The sequence below is a fragment of the Hylemonella sp. P2_B10 genome (assembly GCF_056404875.1).
Genome location: NZ_JBFUDE010000002.1, coordinates 784,528 through 803,835 on the forward strand (window position 1 = coordinate 784,528; position 19,308 = coordinate 803,835).

Here is a 19,308-nt window from a genome sequence, read left to right on the forward strand (position 1 = left end):
GCGCCGGCCGGGCACCAGTTGCCTACTGCAGCGCGCCGCTGGACGGCGGCTGCTCGCGCCCGCCGAGGAAGATCTGCGCCGCATCCACGGCGTCAAAGTGGTACTGCTTGCCGCAGAACTCGCACGACACCTCCACATCGCCGCGCTCGGCGATGATGGACGCCACCTCTTCTTCGCCCAGCCCGAGGATCATCTTGCCCACCCGCTCGCGGCTGCACACGCAGGCGAAATGCGGCTTGGGCTCGCCCACCACCGGCGCGAAGCGCGCCAGCGGCTCCTCCCAGAACAGGCGGTGCAGCACGGTTTCCACGTCCAGCGTCAGCAACTCTTCGCGCTTCAGGCTGGCGGCCAGCAGGGAGATGCGGTTGTAGTCCTCGTTGACGCCGATCTCGTCCTCATTGGCCTTGCTCACCAGGCTGCCGGCCAGGTTGCCCTCACCCTGCACCGGCATGCGCTGTATCAACAGGCCGGCGGCCACCTTGTCGTCGGCCGCCAGCACCAGCGTGGTGTCCAGCTGCTCGCTTTGCAGCATGTAGTGCTCCAGCACCTGGCTGAGTTTTTCCAGCTTCTCGCCGCGGTCGCCAAACAAGGGCACCACCCCCTGGTAGGCCTGTTGGCCGGGGAATTTGGTGCTGGGGTCCAGCGTGATGGCGCAGCGCCCCTTGTTGTGCTGGTTCACCATGGCACTCAGCGGCGTGTCGGGCGCCACCTCGCCCAGCACGCTGGCGGTGGCGCGCAGGCCCAGGTCGGCGCGCACCTCGGCCACCGCCACCTTGACCGGCCCATCGCCAAACACCTGCAGCACCAGCGCACCGTCAAACTTGATGTTGGCCTGCATCAACACGCCCGCGGCGGTCATCTCGCCCAGCAGGTCGCGCACCGGCACCGGGTAGGCGCCCAACGAGGTGTTGGAGGCGCGGCGGCGCAGGATCTCGGTCCAGCCCTCTGTCAGGCGCACGATGGCACCACGCACCGGCAGGCCTTCGAAAATGAATTTGTGCAATTCGGACAAGGCAGCTACCCCCTCAAGCCTTCAGGCCAGCTTCTTCAGGCCGCTTTGGAAGCGCCGGACGTTGTCGATGTAGTGCAACGCGCTCATGTGCAGGCCCTGCACCTGCTCAGGCGTCAACTCGCGCACCACGCGCGCCGGGCTGCCCAGGATCATCGAGCCATCGGGAAATTCCTTGCCCTCGGTGACCAGCGCACCGGCCCCCACCAGGCAGCCCTTACCAATTTTGGCGCCATTGAGCACCACCGCGCCGATGCCGATCAGCGAGCCGTCACCGATGGTGCAGCCGTGCAGCATCACCTTGTGCCCCACCGTCACATGCTCGCCCACGGTCAGCGGTTTGCCGACGTCGGCGTGCAGCACGCTGCCGTCCTGGATATTGGAGCCCTTGCCTATGCGTATGGTTTCGGTGTCACCCCGTATCACGACGCCGAACCAGACGCTGGCGTCGTCGGCAAGCTCCACATTGCCCATGACCTGGGCACTGTCGGCCACCCAGGCGGTGTCGGCCAGGCGGGGGGTGAGGTCATCCAGTTGGTAAATGGCCATGTTGCGGGTTCAGTCGGTAAGGTTTGTGGCTGTCTGTAGGACTAAGTGCCGGGAAAGGAAAAAAGGCGCCTCGTCAGCACCCTCATGACCGCCATTGTGCCTTGCACGAGACGGGAATGCCGCGCTAGGGGTGAACCAGCCGCCCGCCACAGGCTCCAACGCCGGTCACGGACATGGCAGAATCAAGGAAAACAATGCATCCGAACACCGCCTCACCACCTGTCACTGTCGGCGGGCCCGCCCGGTCCTGGGGGAGTTTTTTGCTGAGACCTGTGCTGTTGCCCATGCTGCTGCTGGGTTGCCTGGCCCTGCCGGCAGCGGCCGCCAGCGTGCAGGTCAAGGTGCAGGACAGTGCCGGACGGGCCGTGCCTGATGCCGTGGTGTACCTGGAGTCGCGCGAGGCCAAGGCCGCCGTCAAGGCCGCCAAGGGGGCGGAGATCGCCCAGGTGGACAAGAATTTCGTGCCCAAGGTGACGGTGGTGACCGTCGGCACCTCGGTGGATTTCCCCAACCGCGACACGGTGCGCCACCATGTCTACTCGTTCTCGCCCACCAAGACCTTCGAGCTGAAGCTGTATGCCGGCAAGCCTGCCAGCCCGGTGGTGTTTGAGCGGCCCGGCATCGCCGTGCTGGGTTGCAACATCCATGACAACATGGTGGCCTGGGTGGTGGTGGTGGACAGCCCCTACTACGGCCACAGCGCCACCAGCGGCAGCGTCACACTGGACAACGTGCCACCGGGCAACTACCGACTGCGTACCTGGCACGCCGCCATGCCGGTAGAGCAACCACCCCTGGACCAGGCCCTGGTGGTGCCCGCCAGCGGCATCAGCACCACGGTGGGCGTGGCCGGCGTCGTCAAGTGAAGCTCAGCCAGCTTTATGCCCGCTGGGGCCTGGCCCGGCGCATCGTGGTGGTGTCGCTGCTGTTGCTGTTCGTGGTGCAGGCGGCGGTGTTCATGGCGGTGCGCGAGAACGTGGACACCACGGTGCGCGCCCAGGTCGCCCAGGAGCTGGGCGTGGCCGAGGGGGTATGGGCCCGCCTGCTGGACCAGAACGCGCAAAAGCTGCGACAAAACGCCTCGCTGCAGGCGCAGGACTTCGGCTTTCTGTCCGCGCTCTCCAGCGACGACACCGAAACCATACGCTCCGCGCTGGACAACAGCGCCCAGCGTGTCGGCGCCAGCATTTCCGCACTGCTGGACGCCAGCCTGCAGGTGCGCACCCTGGGCAGCGGCGCCGACGCCGCAGCCTTGCCACCGGTGCTGCAGACGCTGACTGCGCCGCTGTCGCGCAACAACCAGGGCAGCCAGACCGCGCTGGTGGACGGCAAGGTGTTCCAGTTCGTCATGGTGCCCATACGCCGGCCGGTGGTGGTGGGCTGGATACTGCTGGGCTTCAAGCTGGACCAGACGCTGGCCAATGACATGCGCACGCTGTCGGGCGGCATCCACGTGGTGATGATGACGTCACCCGCCGCGGGTCAAGGCCAGGTGATGGTGTCCACACTGCCGCCGGACGCCACGCAGGCCCTGCTGCAAGGCGATGCCCGCACGCAACTGCCGCTGGACAACGACACGCTGATCATCCGCCAGGTCAAGCAGACCTCGTTGATGGGCGATGTGCGCACGCTGCTGCTGGCCTCGCTGAACGACGCCGTGAGGCCGTTTCGCCAGGTGCAGGTTGCGCTGGGCCTGATCACCATCGTGGGCACGCTGCTGTTCGCGCTGGGCAGCGCCTTCACGGCCAACCGCGTCACCACACCGTTGCGCGCGCTGGTGGCCGATGCAGACCGTCTGGGCCAGGGCGACTACGGGCAAGCCGTGCACTACACCGAGCGGCGCGACGAGATTGGCGACCTGGCGCGCGCCTTCGACCAGATGCGGCTGAACATTGCCGCCCAGCAGGCCGAGGTGGTCAAGCTGGCTTACTGGGACCCGCTGACCGGGCTGCCCAACCGGGCGCGCTTTCGCGAGGCGGTGCAGCGCGCCATTGCGCTCAAGAGCCTGCCTACGCCGGGGCCGCAAAGTGCCGGTAACCGGGCGCCCCAGACCTCGCTGGCGGTGGTGATGCTGGACCTGGACCGCTTCAAGCACGTCAACGACGTGCTGGGCTATGCCTACGGCGACCGCCTGCTGAAGGCCGTGGCCGAGCGCCTGAGCGTGCAGATTCGCGCGGTGGACGACATGGTGGCCCGCCTGGGCGGTGACGAGTTCGCGGTGCTGCTGTCGCACAGCGACACCGACAACGCCATCGTGGTGGCCGGGCGCATCGCCAAGTCCTTCGAGCTGCCGCTGGCCTTTGACGACAACACGGTGGACCTGAGCGCCGGCATTGGCATTGCCTGCTGGCCCACGCACGCCACCGACGTGGACACCCTGCTCAGCCGCGCCGAGGCGGCCATGTATTCAGCCAAGCGCAAGACCACCGACTTGCAGCTGTATGACCCCGAACTGGATGCCGGCAGCACGCAGACCCTCTCCTTGCTGACCGAGTTGCGCCAGGCGGTGGAGCAAGGCGAGTTGCGGCTGTACCTGCAACCCAAGATCAGCCTGCGCGACAACCGCGTGGTGGCTGCCGAGGCGCTGGTGCGCTGGCAACACCCGCAGCGCGGGATGCTGGCGCCGGTGATGTTCATCCCGTTTGCCGAGCAGACCGGCTTCGTGCGCCAGATCACGCTGTGGATGTTCGAGGAGGTGGCGCGCCACTGGGCTGCGCTGCAACTGCCCAACCAGGCACTGCGCGTGGCCGTCAACCTGTCCACCCGGGACCTGCTGGACCAGGACTTCCCCGCCAAGCTGGACGCGCTGATGGCGCGCCACGGCGTCAGCGCGTCGGCCTTCTGCCTGGAGATCACCGAGAGCGCCATCATGGACGACCCGCAGCGCGCCGAGGCCACGCTGCACCGGCTGGCCGAGCGCGGCTTCAAGCTGTCGATCGATGACTTCGGCACCGGTTACTCGTCGCTGGCCTACCTGAAGAGCCTGCCGGTGGACGAGCTGAAGATCGACAAATCCTTCGTCATGGGCATGGAGAAAAGCCAGGACGACGCCAAGATCGTGCGCTCCACCATCGACCTGGCGCACAACCTGTCGCTGACCGTGGTGGCCGAGGGGGTGGAAAACGTCTCCGTGTGGGAGCAGTTGAAGGCCTTGTCCTGCGACGAGGCCCAGGGCTATTACATGAGCAAGCCGCTGGCGCTGGCCGACTTCACCGCCTGGTGCCTGCATCGCCAGGCGCAGCCGGTGGCCTGACGGCCGCCGCCGCTGCGCCAACGCCCATGAGTGCCACCACGCGGCAACAGGTCCTGGCCGTGCTGGCCTTGCGCGACCCGGCCGACAAGTGCACCGCCTGCCTGGGCCTGCACGATGACGTGGACGATCGCGCCTTTGTTGCCGACCCGACAAGCACCGCGCAGATCCCCGGCCGCCCGGAGCGGCCGCGCCTGGTGCCGCCGCAGCAGGTGCGCCAGCGCGCGGTGACCAGCGTTGCCGGCCGGGCGGCGTTGATCCATGCGCTGGCCCACATCGAGCTGAACGCCGTGAACCTGGCACTGGACATCGTCTGGCGCTTTGACGGCATGCCGCGCCAGTTCTACCGCGACTGGCTGGGCGTGGCCAAAGAGGAAGCCACCCACCACAGCATGCTGGCGGACCACCTGCACCACCTGGGCTACCGCTATGGCGATTTTGATGCCCACGACGGCCTGTGGGACATGGCGCAGCGCACCCGGCACGACCTGTTGGCGCGCCTGGCCCTGGTGCCGCGCACGCTGGAGGCGCGCGGGCTGGACGCCTCCCCGCTGATACGCGACAAGCTGGCCCAGGCCGGCGACGCCGCTGGCGCTGGCATCCTGAGCACCATCCTGCGCGACGAGGTGGGCCATGTGGCCCTGGGCAACCACTGGTTCCGCTGGGTCTGCGCGCAGCGCGCTCTGGATCCGCTGGACGCCTATGCCACCCTGGCGCACGAACACCGTGCCCCCGGGCTGCGCGGGCCGTTCAACCTGGGGGCCCGGCGCGACGCCGGGTTTGCCGAGCAGGAACTGGCCGTGCTGCAAGCGCCCAAACCGAAAGATACCGCCTCCAGCTAGCGGCTTTCCATCTGTCAAAAATCGGGGCTAAGCTGTATAGTGAAAAAGCCCACCGACTGAAAGGACTCGCCATGACCGCACCTACTGGAAACGCCCTGTTTGGCACCCCCAATGCGGACACCCTCACGGGAGGCAAGGGCACAGACATCATCGCAGGTTCGGGCGGCGATGACGTCATCAACGGCGGCGAAGACGAAGACATCGCCAGCTACCTCGACGCCCCCTCGGCGGTGACCGTGGTGCTGAGCGGTTTTTCGCTGGGCAATGCCGACGGCGGAGACGGCCATGACCTGTTGCTCAACATCGAGGACATCTACGGTTCGCAGTTCAACGATGTGCTCAAGGGCGATGACGAGGTCGGCAACTACCTGGGCGGCTTCGGCGGCAACGACTCGATAGACGGCGGCGGCGGCAATGACCGCCTGTACGGCGGCGCTGGCAACGATTCCGTGGCCGGGGGCACCGGCGACGACATCATGGAAGGGGGCGAGGGCAATGACACGCTGGACGGTGGCGCCGGCACCGACACCGCGGGATTCAGCGGCAAGCTGACCGATTACACGGTGAGCTTTGACAGCGTCACCGGCGCCTACACGCTGACCGACAAGACCGCCAACCGCGACGGCACCGACCGGGTCACCAATGTGGAGAACTTCAAGTTCTCCGACTCCACGGTGACCGGCACCCAGTTGCTGTCCGCCGCCAACGACAAGACCCCACCCACGCAGGTCAGCGCCACCCCGGCCAACGCCGCCGTGGGCGTGTCCGTCACAGCCGACGTCAAGATCACCTTCAGCGAAGCCGTCGCCCTGGGCACCGGCTCCGTCGTGCTCAAGGATGCGCTGGGCAACGTGGTGTCCACCTTCAACGCCAGCAACACCGCCAACCTGTCGGTCAGCGGCAGCGTGCTGACCATCCACTTCATCAACGCGCTGTCAGCCAGCACCGGCTACAGCGTGGAACTGGGCGCCAACGCCGTCAAGGACCTGGCCGGCAACGCCTTTGCCGGCAGCACCGGTTACCACTTCACCACCGCCGGCACCGGTGTCACGCAAACCGCCACCGTCACCGCACCCAACCTGACCGGCAGCACTGGCGACGACACCCTGATCGCAGGCCCCGGCAACGGCACCCTGGACGGCGGCGCCGGCAACGACGTGCTGCAAGGCGGCGCTGGCAAGACCCTGATGCTGGGGGGCAGCGGCAACGACACCCTGATCGGCGGCACCGGCGGCGGCGACACCATGCAGGGCGGCGACGGCGCCGACCTGTATTACGTCAACAGCCCCGGCGACCTGGTGCAGGAAACCCAGGCGAACACCGCCCAGCCCCTGGACCCGAGCCGTCCGGATGCCGACCTGGGCCGCTCGGTCGACAAGGTGATCGCCAGCATCAACTACACGCTGACCAGCTTCGTGGAAAACCTGTCAATAGCCAGCGCCTCGGGCAACCTGGCGGGCAGCGGCAATGACCTGAACAACGAGCTGTATGGCAACGAGGGCAGCAACCTGCTCAACGGCAAGGCCGGCAACGACACCATCGATGGCGGCGCTGGGACCGACACCGCCCAGTACAGCGGCAAGTTCAGCGACTACACGCTGGCGCTGGGCGTGGCGACCACCACAGTGAGCGACAAGCGCACCACCGGCAGCGATGGGGTGGACAACCTGACCAACGTCGAGCGGCTGCAGTTCAGCGACAGCCGGCTGGCGCTGGACCTGGGCGCCACCCAGGCCGGCGGCAAGACCGTGCTGATGATGGCCGTGGCCACCAGCCTGGGGCCGGCCTTTGTGGGCGTGCAGTCATATGCCGGGCTGTTCCTGAGCTTCTTCGACAGCGGGGCCAGCCTGCTGGACGGTGCCACGCTGCTGGTCAGCTCGGGCATCGTGGCGGCCTTTGCCGGCGGTGCGGACAACGCCAGCCTGGTGAAGATGGTCTATGCCGACGTCTACGGCAAGGCGCCGGACGCGGCCACATTGGCCAGCCTGCTGGCACCTCTTAACGCGGGCACCATCTCGCAGGCCCAGTGGATGGCTGACATGGCCGCTTCCACGGCCAACCAGCAGCATGTCAACCTGGTGGGGTATGCGGGGACAGGGTTGCAGTACACAGTCTGAGACCTTGCGGGACAGACCAAGAATTGCACAGCAATTGTTGCTCTGTCCCCAACACTTTTGACCTTGCGGGACAGACCAAGAATTGCGCAGCAATTGTTGCTCTGTCCCCAACACATACAGGGCATGTTAAGCAACCGTTCCATCCCCGACTGCTCGGTGATCCCCGAGCTACCTTACACGGACGCCCGGGAAGCCGCCGCCTGGCTCAACCGCGCCTTTGGCTTTCAGGAAAGGCTGCGCATCGGCAACCACCGGGTGCAACTGGTGTACGGCAACGGTGCCGTCGTCGCCACCGACCGCGCGCAAGCCGGCTCAAGTCCCCAGCATGCGGTGCTGGTGCGCGTGGCTGACGCACAGGCCCACTGCGCGCAGGCGCGCCAGGCCGGCGCACGCATCTTGAGCCCGCCCACGGACCAGCCCTATGGCGAACGCCAGTACAGCGCCCAAGACCTGGGCGGCCACGTGTGGACCTTCACGCAAACCTTGACGGATGTGGACCCGGCTCTCTGGGGCGGAGAGTTGTTGAACTGACTTCGACTTGAATCCAGATTTAGCCGGCGGCAGAAACTACTGCCGTATCACGTCAGCCCCGGCTGGCGGCTTGAACTGGAAGGCAGCCGCATCAAGCGCCGCATTGGCCTGGAAGCTGGAAAAGCTCAACACGGATTTCTGGCCGAAACTGTCCAGGATTTCCAGCACCGCCAGGCTGCCCGCGCGAAAGCCCACCCGCACACGTTGCAGCTGGCCTTCCTTGGCCTTCGGTGTGGCCACCACCCATTCCAGCCCGTCCTTGTCAGGCGCGCTGGCCAGGTTGAAGTCAGCCTGCAGGGCGCGCAGATCAGCGGCCGAGGAGATCAGCGCCGCCGGCGTGGCGCCCAGGGCCTGGGCCTGCTTGGTGACGGTGACCTGGTTCAGGTCGACGTCGTACAACCACAGCGACTGGCCATCGGCCACGATGGTCTGCTCGAATGGCTTCTTGTAGACGAAGCGGAATTTGTGCGGGCGCGAAAACTCGAAGCTACCGTTGGTGGTCTTGGTTTTGGGCTGCTGGCCATCGCGCGCCGGCGAGGTGCTGACCTGGGTGAAATCCGCCTTGCCGGACTTGACCGTCTTCATGAAATTTTCCAGGCTGTCCAGCCCGCTGGCCAGCGCAGGCACCGCCACCGCAACCGCCAGCAACGCGCAACCCAGGGATTTGAAAAGCATGTTCATCATTCGTTGTTGCGCGCCGGCACCAGGATGTCGCGCTGGCCGCTGCCGCTCATGGCACTGACCAGGCCGGCCTTTTCCATGTCTTCCACCAGCCGGGCGGCGCGGTTGTAACCAATCTTCAAATGGCGCTGCACCAGCGAAATGCTGGCGCGCCGGTTCTTCAACACCACTTCCACCGCCTGGTCGTACATCGGGTCCTTCTCGCCGCTGGCGCCACCCGCGCCACCGCCGCCGGCCAGGTCGTCCTCGCCGTCCACGGTGCCGCCTTCCAGCACGCCTTCAATGTAATTGGGCTCGCCTTGTGACTTCAGATAACTCACAACGCGGTGGACCTCTTCGTCGCTGACAAAGGCGCCGTGCACGCGCACCGGCAGGCCGGTGCCGCTGGGCATGTACAGCATGTCGCCCATGCCCAGCAAGGCCTCGGCGCCCATCTGATCAAGGATGGTACGGCTGTCGATCTTGCTGCTGACCTGGAAGGCGATGCGGGTCGGGATGTTGGCCTTGATCAGCCCGGTGATCACATCCACGCTGGGCCGCTGCGTGGCCAATATCAGGTGGATGCCGGCGGCACGCGCCTTTTGAGCCAGCCGGGCGATCAACTCTTCGATCTTCTTGCCCACCACCATCATCAGGTCGGCCAGCTCGTCGATCACCACCACGATGTGCGGCAAGCGGTCCAGCGGCTCTGGCGCCTCGGGGGTGAGGCTGAACGGGTTGGAGATGAATTCGCCGCGCGCCTTGGCCTCGTCCATCTTGGTGTTGTAGCCGCTCAGGTTGCGCACACCCATCTTGCTCATCAGCTTGTAGCGGCGCTCCATTTCGGCCACGCACCAGTTCAGGCCATGGGCGGCCTGGCGCATGTCGGTGACCACGGGCGCCAGCAGGTGCGGGATGCCTTCGTAGACCGACATTTCCAGCATCTTGGGGTCGATCATCAACAGCCGCACATCCCGCGCCTCGGCCTTGTACAGCAGCGACAGGATCATGGCGTTGATGCCCACCGACTTGCCCGAGCCGGTGGTGCCGGCCACCAGCACGTGCGGCATCTTGGCCAGGTCGGCGACGATGGGGTTGCCGATGATGTCCTTGCCCAGGCCCATGGTCAGCATGGACTTGGCCTCGTTGTAGACCTGCGAGCCCAGGATTTCGGACAGCTTGATGGACTGGCGCTTGGCGTTGGGCAATTCAAGCGCCATGTAGTTCTTGCCGGGGATGGTTTCCACCACGCGTATCGACACCAGGCTGAGGCTGCGCGCCAGGTCCTTGGCCAGGCCGACGATCTGCGAGCCCTTGACGCCGGTGGCCGGCTCGATCTCATAGCGTGTGATCACCGGGCCGGGCGAGGCCGCGATCACCCGCACCTCGACACCGAAGTCCTTCAGCCGCTTCTCGATCATGCGGCTGGTCATCTCCAACGTCTCAGGCGACACGGTTTCCTGGCGCGCCAACGCGCCGTCCAGCAGGTCCACCTGCGGCAGCTTGCTGTCGGGCATCTCGGTGAACAGCGGCTTCTGGCGCTCTTTGGCCACCCGGTCGCTCTTGGGCACGGCCAGCATCACTGGCTCTATCATCAGCGGTGCCGGGTGCTGTTCCTCGATCTCCTCGCGCTGCACCACCACCACCTCTTCGCGCTCGCGGGCGGCTTGCTGGCCCAGCGCCAGGTCCTCGGCGATCTCACGCTTCTCGCGCCGCGTTTCCACCAGTGCATACAGCCGCTCGCCGATGCGCTCGGCCACATGGCTCCAGGAGAAGCGAAACACCATGGCCATGGCAACCACCATCACCGCGATCGACGCCAGGCCAGAGCCGGCAAAGCCCAGCCATTTGACGCTCCACGGCCCCACCCAGTAACCCAGGGCACCGCCGGCATGGTCCGGCAGGCGCGGCTCCAGGCTGTACAGGCGGCTCCACTCCAGCGCGCAACTGGCGCACAGCAGCAGCAGCAGGCCCAAGGCCCGCAGCACGCCATGGCGCGACAGCCGCGCAGGCCAACCCACCGGCGGCGGCGGCTCGCGCCCTTCGCTGCTGCGCATCCAGTCGGCCAGCAGCGTCAGCCAGCTGCGCACGCCAGCGGCAAAACACCACCAGACCGAGAAACCAAAACAGAAATAACTGACATCGGCCACCCATGCGCCCAGGCGCCCCACGCTGTTGCGCAATGGCTCGCCGGTGCCCGAGGTGGACCAGGCCGGGTCGGCGGACGAGTAGCTCAGCAGTGCCAGCAGCCACAGCGCCAGCAGTGCAAAACCGATGATGAGCGCGAGTTCATTGGCAAAGCGGCTGAGGACGCCGCGGGGCGCCGACGAGGCCGGCGCGGAGGATGACGAGGAAGACAGGGTGTGCAGCGAATAGGTCATGGGGCAACGCCCAAGCTTACCAGCCTCAGGCGGCCCTGGTTGAGTACCCCTGCACCGTGCGCACTAACGCGGCATGCCGCGCCGCTCGTTGATCACGATGGCGCCGCCTTCCTGGGTTTCGATGAAGCCGGAATCCTCGAAGTCCTTCATCACCCGGCTGACCATTTCACGCGAGGCCCCCACCATCTTGGCGATGTCCTGGCGGGAAATCTTCTTGCGGATGATCTTCTTGTTGTCACCTGTGGGATTGGCCGACTCGATCAGCATGTTGGCCACCCGGCCGTACACGCCCAGCAGCGCCAGCGAACCGATCTTGCGGTCGGCGCTGCGCAGGCGCTGCACCAGGCCGCGCATCATGGTGAAGGACACCGACGAGTTCTGCTCCAGGCAGCGGGTGAAGGCCTCGCGGCCCAGCACCAGCGTCTGGCACTCCACCTCGGCCTCCACGGTGGCCGAGTGCGGCTCGTTGTCGATCAGGCTCATCTCGCCGATGTAGTCGCCCGCACCCAGCATGGCCAGAATCACCTCGCGCGACTTGTGGTCGGTCATCAGCACCCGGGCCTGGCCTTCGAGGATGATGAACAGCGCGTCGGACTTCTTGCCCTCCTCCACAATCTTCTCGCCGCGCCGGAAATGCTTTTTGCCCACCGCCCCCACCAGTGACTCGCACTGGGCCGAAGTCAGCACCGAAAACAACGGCACACGGCGAATCAGGTCAAGATTGCTCAACAGGGTCATCTGGCGTTCTCCAACAGGCGGTAGCCGGCGTTTCTTACAATCCAGGGTTGCGCCCGCCAAAACCTGGTCAAAAACCGGCTGGTTCGGGCAGGGCCAAGCAAAAGCCATTGATTTTCATGGCCTTTGCCCCGAACTGTACACGGCCAAACGCCGATATTGCCAAAGGTTTCTCGCTCATGTCCACACCGAAGCACGCCAAAGTCCTGATTCTGGGCTCCGGACCCGCCGGTTACACCGCCGCCGTCTATGCCGCCCGCGCCAACCTGAAACCCATGCTGGTCACCGGCATGGCCCAGGGCGGCCAGCTGATGACCACCACCGAGGTGGACAACTGGCCGGCCGACGTGCACGGCGTGCAGGGGCCGGAGCTGATGCAGCGCTTTCAGGAGCATGCCGAGCGCTTCAACACCGAGATCGTGTTCGACCACGTCAACGCCGTGGACCTGAGCCAGCGCCCCTTCAAGCTCACGGGCGACAGCCACACGTACACCTGCGACGCCCTGATCGTCGCCACCGGCGCCTCGGCCAAGTACCTGGGCCTGCCGTCGGAAACCGCCTTCATGGGGCGCGGCGTGTCGGGCTGCGCCACCTGCGACGGCTTTTTCTACCGCGAGCAGGTCTGCTGCGTGGTGGGGGGCGGCAACACGGCGGTGGAAGAAGCGTTGTACCTTTCCAACATTGCGGCCAAGGTCTACCTGGTGCACCGGCGAGACAAGTTCAAGGCCGAGGCCATCCTGGTGGACAAGCTGATGGACAAGGTGGCGGCCGGCAAGATCGTGCTGAAGACCTTCGCCACGCTGGACGAGGTGCTGGGCGACGCCAGCGGCGTCACCGGCGTGCGCCTGCGCAGCACCAAAGACGACAGCACCGAAGACCTGGAACTCAAAGGCTGCTTCATCGCCATCGGCCACGCGCCCAATACCGAGATCTTCCAGGGCCAACTGGAGATGGCTGGCGGCTACATCATCACCCAGTCCGGCCTGAAAGGCTTTGCCACCATGACCAGCATACCTGGCGTGTTTGCCGCCGGGGACGTGCAGGACCACGTGTACCGCCAGGCCATCACCAGCGCCGGCACCGGTTGCATGGCGGCACTGGACGCCCAGCGCTTCCTGGAACAGGGCTGAGCCAGCCCGGCGGCGCCCATTTCCGGGGCGCCAGATGGGCGGTCGGCCGCCAAAGCGGCGCCAACACCAAAAAAGCCTTATAATTGAAGGCTTTTCCGAAATACCTCGGCTGCTTGTTCCATACACAGGCTTGGCGGGGGTTTTGGCAAAATCTTTTTACCGCCACGGCCCTCACAGCTGTGGCGAGGTGCGGCGAAAGCTGTTAATTCAAATTGGAGTGTCCTCATGGCACGCGTATGTGAAGTCACGGGCAAGGGCCCGATGGTGGGAAACAATGTTTCCCACGCCAACAACAAAACCAAGCGCCGGTTCCTGCCGAACCTGCAATACCGCCGTTTCTGGGTGGAGACGGAAAACCGTTGGGTGCGCCTGCGCATCTCCAACGCCGGCCTGCGCCTGATCGACAAAAACGGCATTGATTCCGTGCTCGCAGACCTGCGCGCACGCGGCCAAGCTTAAGGAGCACGAACATGGCAACCAAAGGCGGACGCGAAAAAATCAAGCTGGAATCGACGGCCGGTACCGGTCACTTCTACACCACCAGCAAGAACAAGAAACTCATGCCCGAGAAGATGCTGATCAAGAAATTTGATCCGGTCGCTCGCAAGCACGTGGACTACAAGGAAACCAAGCTGAAGTAAGCCTTCAACTGGTTTTCAACAAAAAGCCCGCTTCAGGCGGGCTTTTTTGCGACCGCCTGCCGAGCCTAAGTCCCCGCCGGGCCGCCCCAAGGGGACTTGCGGCCCCCTTGGGGGGCAGGGAGCCACACGAAGTGGGCGACCGTGGGGGCCTTCTTAGTCTCCACCGCCGCCTCCACAGCCGCTGCCCCCACAACTGCTGCCGCCGTCGCTGCTGCCGGAATCGCCCCCGCTGCTGTCGCTGCTGGACTCCGAGCCGCCAAAGCCCCCGGCGTCCCCGCTGAACGAGCCGTCGGAGAAATCCGTTCCGCAATAGACGCCGCCATCCCCCGCGCCGGCAGCGCTCTTGTGCTGGATATCACGGCAATTGGCCTGGTAGGTGAAACCACCGGCAATGGCCAGCTTGGCGTCCAGCGCGAACAGCAGCGGCAGCCGGCTGGGCGCCTTGGGGTTGATCGCCTCGTCGCGGCAGGCCCAGTACCAGGCACGGCGCAGGCCATCGTTGCCCTTGGCCTTGGCACCCAGCGCTTCGGCCGGGGTATGGTGCAAAAACCAGCCCAGGGCCAACTCGCACCAGTCCTTGTAGGCCTGGGTGTTGAGGATGAACTCATGCCACATCGCGTCCACCGCCTTGGAGGGCATGGCCACGAAGCCCTTTTTGCTGCGCAGGCAGGCCAGGAAGAACTGGCGCAGGCCACGTTCGACCAGATGGGCGTCCTTGTCACTGCATTGCGGGTAAGTCGCGCGCAGCTTGCGTTTCAGGTACTGTGGCAGCGGCGCCTCACGGACGATTTTTTCGTGCTGCCAGCGCGCCCAGACCCGCCACAACGCCACCGCCAGCAAGGAGGCCAGCGCCAGCACAAACCAGCCAGAGCCGAGGCGCAGCCGGTCGTTCATCACGGCAATGCCCAGCAGCGGCAGCCACAGCGCGGCCACCAGCAGCGGCGCCTGGCTGGCATGGCGTATCAGCCACAGCGAGGGTTTGGACAGCATTTGGGCATGGTTTTACCACGCCTCGAACGAACAGCCGGACAGCCGGAAAACTACGACCAGTTGAGGACAGAGCACTGCTTCGCAGTGGTCTGTCCCGCAAGGTTTCAGACGACCACCGGCTCAGGCTCCAGCAAGATGCCGAAGCGCTCGTAAACGCTGGTCTGTATCGCCTTGGCCAGCGTCATCACCTCGCCGCCAGTGGCACCGGGACGGGTTTTGCCGGGAAACGCCGGGTCTTCGGTGCCACCGCGGTTGACCAGCACCAGCGCCTGCTTGTCATACACGCCGGCATTGCCCACGGATTTGCCGCGCCAGCCGCAGGCGTCTATCAGCCAGCCGGCGGCCAGCTTCACCCGGCCGTCGGTCAGCTTGTAGTGCACGATCTTGGGTTCGCGGGCAATGATGTCGGCACACTGGTCGGCGCTTACCGTGGGGTTCTTGAAGAAGCTGCCGGCATTGCCAATCTGTGCCGGGTCGGGCAGCTTGGCGCGGCGAATGTCGCAAACCCACTGGAAGATCTGGGGCGCTGTGGGGCTGGCCACGCCGGTTTCCGCCATTTTCTTTTCCAGGTCGGCGTAGCCCAGCACCGGCTTCCACGGTTTGGGCAGGCGAAAGCGCACCCGGGTGATCAGCGCCCGGCCGGCCAGTCCCAGGCCCTGGGCCAGCGGCGCGCCATCGGTCGGAGCTGTATGCTTGAACACCGAATCGCGGTACCCAAAGGCGCACTGGGCGGCATTCAGCGTGAAGCTCTGGCCGGTGGCGAGGTCCACCGCGTCCAGCGACTCGAAGCGGTCCTGCAATTCCACACCATAGGCGCCCACGTTCTGCACCGGCGAGGCGCCCACGGTGCCGGGGATCAGCGCCAGGTTTTCCAGCCCGTAGTAGCCCATTTCCACGGTCCAGGCGACAAAATCGTGCCAGACTTCGCCGGCCCCCGCCTCCACGACATAGGCCTTGGCGGTCTCCTCCAGCAGCTGGCGGCCCTGGATTTCGATTTTCAGCACCAGCGGCTTGACATCGCCCGTCAGCACAATGTTGCTGCCCCCACCCAGCACGAATTTGGGCCCGTGGGCCAGTTCGGCATCGGCCAGCACCTGGCGCACATCGTCCTCGCTGGTCACGCGCACCAGCTGGTGCGCCTTGGCCACAATGTGAAAGGTGTTGCAAGCTTGGAGCGGGACGTTTTTCTCGACTAACATAGCCGGATTGTCGCATTGGGCAGGCCAGCAACCCGCCCCCAGTTCTGATTGCACCATGCCTTCTTTCGATACCGTCTGCGAAGCCAACCTGCCCGAAGTCAAAAACGCGGTGGAGAACACCGCCAAGGAAATCGCCACCCGCTTTGACTTCAAAGGCACGGCGGCGGCGGTGGAGATCAAGGACAAGGACATCACGCTGATCGGCGACGCCGAATTCCAGCTGACCCAGATCGAGGACATCCTGCGCAACAAGCTGACCAAGCGCTCGGTGGACGTGCGCTTCCTGGACATGGGCGATGTGCAAAAAATCGGCGGCGACAAGGTCAAGCAGGTCATCAAGGTGCGCAACGGCATCGAGTCCGAGGCGGCCAAGAAGATCCAGCGCCTGATCAAGGACAGCAAGCTGAAAGTGCAGGCCTCCATCCAGGGCGATGCGGTGCGCGTCAACGGCGCCAAGCGCGACGACCTGCAGGCGGCCATGGCGCTGATCCGCAAGGACATCGCCGACATACCGCTGAGTTTCAACAACTTCCGCGACTGAGGGCCGCCAGCGCCCGCCGCCATGGCCAGGTCCGCGCTCACCCTGCTCGCCGGCCTTGCGCTGTGGGGCTGGGCGCTCGCCAGCCAGGCCCAGTCGGTGGCGCTGACCGGCATGCTGGGGGGCAAGGCCCTGCTGGTGATCGATGGTGGGCGTCCACTGGTGATGGCACCTGGCGAGGCACGCCTGGGCGTGAAGCTGGTGTCCACAGCCGGCCAGCAGGCCGTGGTGGACGTGGCCGGCAAGCACCTCACGCTGAGGGTGGGGGACGCGCCGGCCAGTGTGGGCGGCGATGCCGGCGCCGCCGGCACGGGCAAGGTGGTGCTGACGGCGGACGGCAACGGTCACTTCTTCAGCATGGGCCAGATCAACGGCCAGGCTGTGCAGTTTCTGGTGGACACCGGCGCCACCGTGGTGTCGCTGAGCACCGCGCAGGCCGAGCGGCTGGACCTGAACTACCGCGCCGGCCAGCCCACGCGCGTGGGCACCGCGAACGGCGACTCGGTGGGCTGGCGCGTCAAGCTGGACGCCGTGCGCCTGGGCGAGGTCACGCTGCGCCAGGTGGACGCGGTGGTGGTGCCGGCGAACATGCCCTATGTGTTGCTGGGCAACAGCTTTCTGACGCGCTTCCAGATGAACCGCAACAATGACCAGCTGGTGTTGTTGCGGCGGTACTGACCATGTACCCGGGCGTCGCAAGGGCTTGCCCGGGGCCCCGCAGGCCGCCGGGTTTGGCACAATGGGGCGAATGCCATAATGCTTGGGTCGCCCCAGGCCACTTTGTAAGCCCTGCCTGCATCGATACACGCAAACCAGTGCCGTGACCGTACAAAACGAAAACGAATACGAGGATTTGCTCAGCCTGTGGTCCGACCTGGAGTCGGGTCTGGGCATCATTTTGGGTAGCCCCACCAGCATCCAGGAGTTTGAGCAGCGGGTGCGCCAATACGACCGCTGGATGCAGACGCTGTTGGAGCGCGATGCCGACGTCGGCCTGTACCTGCTGTTCCAGCTGGCCACCAACTCCCCGGTCGGTTACAGCGCCTCCCACGCGCTGGTGTGCGCCGTGCTGTGCCACCTGATCGCGGTGGAGCTGCCGCTGCAACCCGAGGAGCGCCAGAGCCTGGTGCACGCCGCGCTGACCATGAACATCGCCATGACGGCGCTGCAGGACCAGCTGGCCTCGCAGATCGAGAAACCCTCCAGCACCCAGCAGGACGCCATACGCGCCCACACCGCCAAGGGTGCCGCGTTGCTGAGCAGCCTGGGCGTGCGCGACGACTTGTGGATCGACGTGGTGGGCCGGCACCATGACGAACGCACCGACCAGGGCGAGCTGATCAGCGTCGAACCGGTGGTGCGGCTGGCCCGCATCCTGCGGGTGGTGGACCGCTACGCCGCCATGATCTCGCCGCGCAAGTCGCGTGCCGGGCGCACCACCACGGATTCGGTGCGCACCATCATCACCAGCTCCGCCGAGCAGAATGACGAGGTTGGCCGGGTACTGGTGCGCGCTGTGGGCCTGTGCCCGCCAGGCACCTTCGTGCGGCTGGACAATGGCGAAGTGGCGGTGGTGATGCGGCGCAGCAGCAAGGCCAACCACCCGCATGTGGCAATCGTCATCAGCGACATGGGCGAGCTGATCAACCAGCCGCGCCTGCACCGCACGGCCGCGGCCAGCCCGAAGATCCAGGCGGCGCTGTCAGCCTCTACCGTGCGCGTACGGCTGAACCACCACCTGATCTTGCAACTGGGCGCCTACGCCGCGCAAGAGTCCTAGCAGTCGGCCTCTCAGGCCTTCTTGGGCTTGCTGCCCAGGCGCGACTCGGTGCCCTTGATCAGGCGGTCTATGTTCTCCACGTGGCGGTAGACCAGCAGCATCGCCATCGCGCAGACGCCAAACATCACCTGCTTTTCCATCACCCAGGCCACGCCGTCGCCGAACACGTAGTACACCGGCACGAACAGCGCCGCCACCAGCGAGGCCAGCGACGAGTAGCGGAAAAAGAAGGCCACGATGAGCCAGGTGGCGGCGGTGGCCAGGCCCAGTATCCAGTTCAGGCCCAGCACCACGCCCAAAGCGGTGGCCACGCCCTTGCCGCCCTGGAAGCGGAAGAACACCGGGTACAGGTGGCCCAGGAAAGCGGCCAGCCCCACCATGGCCAGCGTGCCCTCCTCCAGGCCGTAGGGCTGGCCATACCATTTGACCAGCACCACCGGCAACCAGCCCTTGAAGGCGTCCAGCAGCAGCGTGACGATGGCCGCCGCCTTGGAACCCGAGCGCAGCACATTGGTGGCGCCGGGGTTCTTGCTGCCATAGGTGCGCGGGTCGTTCAGGCCCATCACCTTGCTGACGATGACGGCAAACGACAGCGAACCGCACAGGTAGGCCAGCACGGTGGCCAGCACCGGGTAGATCGATTTCGCAGCTTCCAAGGAAGTCTCCTGATGTTGTATTTGCCGCCCTGGCGTTCAAGCGGCTGTGGGTCGTGATTTTGCCAGTGTTGGGACGGTTCATCGGTATTCGGCGCCCTGAGGTTTGGTTTGGCGAGATCAGGCCGCCACGGCACTCGGCTCCGCGGCTGTCCCCCGGCCCTGTGGGCCTCCTCCTTGATGCCGCTGCGCCGAATGCCGCATCGACCTGATCCTGCGAACGTGGTTGGCGTGCTTGCGTCCGGCGTTCAAGCGTTGCGCGTGCCAATTAACCCGATGTCGCTGGGGCGTGTGGCGGAGCGG

At 65.7% G+C, this 19,308-nt stretch carries 19 protein-coding genes; 11 read left to right on the top strand and 8 right to left on the bottom strand.

Features of this window, described 5'->3' with window-relative positions; genetic code table 11:
* Nucleotides 1–22: 22 nt before the first annotated feature.
* Entirely contained in the window at nt 23–1,012 is a 990-nt protein-coding gene (gene hslO, locus AC1DX2_RS11445; protein WP_477196467.1) for an Hsp33 family molecular chaperone HslO, read from the bottom strand.
* Between the two features lie 21 nt (nt 1,013–1,033).
* Nucleotides 1,034–1,558: a gamma carbonic anhydrase family protein gene (locus tag AC1DX2_RS11450; RefSeq protein ID WP_477196468.1), complete on the bottom strand. Its 525-nt coding sequence runs from the start codon at nt 1,556–1,558 to the stop codon at nt 1,034–1,036.
* Nucleotides 1,559–1,818: 260 nt separating this feature from the next.
* On the opposite strand from AC1DX2_RS11450, the gene AC1DX2_RS11455 reads away from it, so the two are divergent.
* The 5 genes from AC1DX2_RS11455 to AC1DX2_RS11475 all read left to right on the top strand — a co-directional run bounded on the left by AC1DX2_RS11455 (nt 1,819) and on the right by AC1DX2_RS11475 (nt 8,298).
* Nucleotides 1,819–2,424 (top strand): methylamine utilization protein, encoded by a 606-nt coding sequence (locus AC1DX2_RS11455; protein ID WP_477196469.1) that lies wholly within the window; start codon nt 1,819–1,821, stop codon nt 2,422–2,424.
* Nucleotides 2,421–4,811: a putative bifunctional diguanylate cyclase/phosphodiesterase gene (locus AC1DX2_RS11460; RefSeq protein WP_477196470.1), complete on the top strand. Its 2,391-nt coding sequence runs from the start codon at nt 2,421–2,423 to the stop codon at nt 4,809–4,811. The genes AC1DX2_RS11455 and AC1DX2_RS11460 overlap by 4 nt, the downstream gene beginning before the upstream one ends.
* A 26-nt stretch (nt 4,812–4,837) precedes the next feature.
* Complete coding sequence (locus AC1DX2_RS11465) at nt 4,838–5,650, top strand: ferritin-like domain-containing protein (RefSeq protein WP_477196471.1); 813 nt, start codon at nt 4,838–4,840, stop codon at nt 5,648–5,650.
* Nucleotides 5,651–5,721: 71 nt separating this feature from the next.
* Nucleotides 5,722–7,767, top strand: coding sequence for an Ig-like domain-containing protein (locus tag AC1DX2_RS11470; protein ID WP_477196472.1), 2,046 nt, complete (start codon nt 5,722–5,724; stop codon nt 7,765–7,767).
* A gap of 123 nt (nt 7,768–7,890) precedes the next feature.
* Nucleotides 7,891–8,298, top strand: coding sequence for a VOC family protein (locus AC1DX2_RS11475; RefSeq protein WP_477196473.1), 408 nt, complete (start codon nt 7,891–7,893; stop codon nt 8,296–8,298).
* Nucleotides 8,299–8,334: 36 nt separating this feature from the next.
* Here the strand turns inward: AC1DX2_RS11475 and lolA are convergent, their stop codons facing one another.
* The 3 genes from lolA to AC1DX2_RS11490 form a co-directional block, all read right to left on the bottom strand.
* The gene (lolA, locus tag AC1DX2_RS11480; RefSeq protein ID WP_477196474.1) at nt 8,335–8,973 is read right to left on the bottom strand and encodes an outer membrane lipoprotein periplasmic chaperone LolA; all 639 of its coding nucleotides are present in this window, start codon (nt 8,971–8,973) and stop codon (nt 8,335–8,337) included.
* 5 nt (nt 8,974–8,978) lie between these two features.
* Nucleotides 8,979–11,339 (bottom strand): DNA translocase FtsK, encoded by a 2,361-nt coding sequence (locus AC1DX2_RS11485; protein ID WP_477196475.1) that lies wholly within the window; start codon nt 11,337–11,339, stop codon nt 8,979–8,981.
* A gap of 63 nt (nt 11,340–11,402) precedes the next feature.
* Nucleotides 11,403–12,077 (bottom strand): Crp/Fnr family transcriptional regulator, encoded by a 675-nt coding sequence (locus AC1DX2_RS11490; RefSeq protein WP_477196476.1) that lies wholly within the window; start codon nt 12,075–12,077, stop codon nt 11,403–11,405.
* Between the two features lie 176 nt (nt 12,078–12,253).
* Between AC1DX2_RS11490 and trxB the strand changes: the two genes are divergently transcribed.
* The 3 genes from trxB (at nt 12,254) to rpmG (ending at nt 13,845) form a co-directional block, all read left to right on the top strand.
* Nucleotides 12,254–13,204 (top strand): thioredoxin-disulfide reductase, encoded by a 951-nt coding sequence (gene trxB, locus AC1DX2_RS11495; protein WP_477196477.1) that lies wholly within the window; start codon nt 12,254–12,256, stop codon nt 13,202–13,204.
* 225 nt (nt 13,205–13,429) lie between these two features.
* Nucleotides 13,430–13,663 (top strand): 50S ribosomal protein L28, encoded by a 234-nt coding sequence (rpmB, locus tag AC1DX2_RS11500; protein ID WP_272548698.1) that lies wholly within the window; start codon nt 13,430–13,432, stop codon nt 13,661–13,663.
* Between the two features lie 11 nt (nt 13,664–13,674).
* Nucleotides 13,675–13,845 carry a 50S ribosomal protein L33 gene (gene rpmG, locus AC1DX2_RS11505; protein WP_477196478.1) on the top strand — a complete coding sequence of 57 codons (171 nt, stop codon included), beginning with the start codon at nt 13,675–13,677 and terminating at the stop codon, nt 13,843–13,845.
* A gap of 153 nt (nt 13,846–13,998) precedes the next feature.
* Here the strand turns inward: rpmG and AC1DX2_RS11510 are convergent, their stop codons facing one another.
* Together AC1DX2_RS11510 and murB are read right to left on the bottom strand one after the other, a co-directional pair.
* A complete protein-coding gene (locus AC1DX2_RS11510; RefSeq protein WP_477196479.1) occupies nt 13,999–14,835 on the bottom strand; it encodes a glycine-rich domain-containing protein in 837 nt (278 codons plus the stop codon).
* Between the two features lie 104 nt (nt 14,836–14,939).
* A complete protein-coding gene (murB, locus tag AC1DX2_RS11515) occupies nt 14,940–16,034 on the bottom strand; it encodes a UDP-N-acetylmuramate dehydrogenase (protein WP_477196480.1) in 1,095 nt (364 codons plus the stop codon).
* Between the two features lie 55 nt (nt 16,035–16,089).
* Between murB and AC1DX2_RS11520 the strand changes: the two genes are divergently transcribed.
* The 3 genes from AC1DX2_RS11520 (at nt 16,090) to AC1DX2_RS11530 (ending at nt 18,352) form a co-directional block, all read left to right on the top strand.
* On the top strand, nt 16,090–16,575 hold the full coding sequence (locus AC1DX2_RS11520; RefSeq protein ID WP_477196481.1) for a YajQ family cyclic di-GMP-binding protein: 486 nt from the start codon (nt 16,090–16,092) through the stop codon (nt 16,573–16,575).
* Between the two features lie 21 nt (nt 16,576–16,596).
* Nucleotides 16,597–17,250 (top strand): retropepsin-like aspartic protease family protein, encoded by a 654-nt coding sequence (locus AC1DX2_RS11525; protein WP_477196482.1) that lies wholly within the window; start codon nt 16,597–16,599, stop codon nt 17,248–17,250.
* A gap of 142 nt (nt 17,251–17,392) precedes the next feature.
* Nucleotides 17,393–18,352 (top strand): HD-GYP domain-containing protein, encoded by a 960-nt coding sequence (locus AC1DX2_RS11530; RefSeq protein WP_477196483.1) that lies wholly within the window; start codon nt 17,393–17,395, stop codon nt 18,350–18,352.
* An 11-nt stretch (nt 18,353–18,363) separates the two neighbouring features.
* On the opposite strand, the gene plsY is transcribed toward AC1DX2_RS11530, so the two are convergent.
* The gene (gene plsY, locus AC1DX2_RS11535; RefSeq protein WP_477196484.1) at nt 18,364–19,008 is read right to left on the bottom strand and encodes a glycerol-3-phosphate 1-O-acyltransferase PlsY; all 645 of its coding nucleotides are present in this window, start codon (nt 19,006–19,008) and stop codon (nt 18,364–18,366) included.
* Nucleotides 19,009–19,308 lie beyond the last annotated feature (300 nt).

Coding starts and splice junctions, on each gene's coding strand:
- AC1DX2_RS11450 (WP_477196468.1), bottom strand. CDS start 1,558: ATGGCCATTTACCAACTGGATGACCTCACCCCCCGCCTGGCCGACACC.
- AC1DX2_RS11465 (WP_477196471.1), top strand. CDS start 4,838: ATGAGTGCCACCACGCGGCAACAGGTCCTGGCCGTGCTGGCCTTGCGC.
- AC1DX2_RS11470 (WP_477196472.1), top strand. CDS start 5,722: ATGACCGCACCTACTGGAAACGCCCTGTTTGGCACCCCCAATGCGGAC.
- AC1DX2_RS11475 (WP_477196473.1), top strand. CDS start 7,891: ATGTTAAGCAACCGTTCCATCCCCGACTGCTCGGTGATCCCCGAGCTA.
- lolA (WP_477196474.1), bottom strand. CDS start 8,973: ATGCTTTTCAAATCCCTGGGTTGCGCGTTGCTGGCGGTTGCGGTGGCG.
- AC1DX2_RS11485 (WP_477196475.1), bottom strand. CDS start 11,339: ATGACCTATTCGCTGCACACCCTGTCTTCCTCGTCATCCTCCGCGCCG.
- AC1DX2_RS11490 (WP_477196476.1), bottom strand. CDS start 12,077: ATGACCCTGTTGAGCAATCTTGACCTGATTCGCCGTGTGCCGTTGTTT.
- trxB (WP_477196477.1), top strand. CDS start 12,254: ATGTCCACACCGAAGCACGCCAAAGTCCTGATTCTGGGCTCCGGACCC.
- rpmB (WP_272548698.1), top strand. CDS start 13,430: ATGGCACGCGTATGTGAAGTCACGGGCAAGGGCCCGATGGTGGGAAAC.
- rpmG (WP_477196478.1), top strand. CDS start 13,675: ATGGCAACCAAAGGCGGACGCGAAAAAATCAAGCTGGAATCGACGGCC.
- AC1DX2_RS11510 (WP_477196479.1), bottom strand. CDS start 14,835: ATGCTGTCCAAACCCTCGCTGTGGCTGATACGCCATGCCAGCCAGGCG.
- murB (WP_477196480.1), bottom strand. CDS start 16,034: ATGTTAGTCGAGAAAAACGTCCCGCTCCAAGCTTGCAACACCTTTCAC.
- AC1DX2_RS11520 (WP_477196481.1), top strand. CDS start 16,090: ATGCCTTCTTTCGATACCGTCTGCGAAGCCAACCTGCCCGAAGTCAAA.
- AC1DX2_RS11525 (WP_477196482.1), top strand. CDS start 16,597: ATGGCCAGGTCCGCGCTCACCCTGCTCGCCGGCCTTGCGCTGTGGGGC.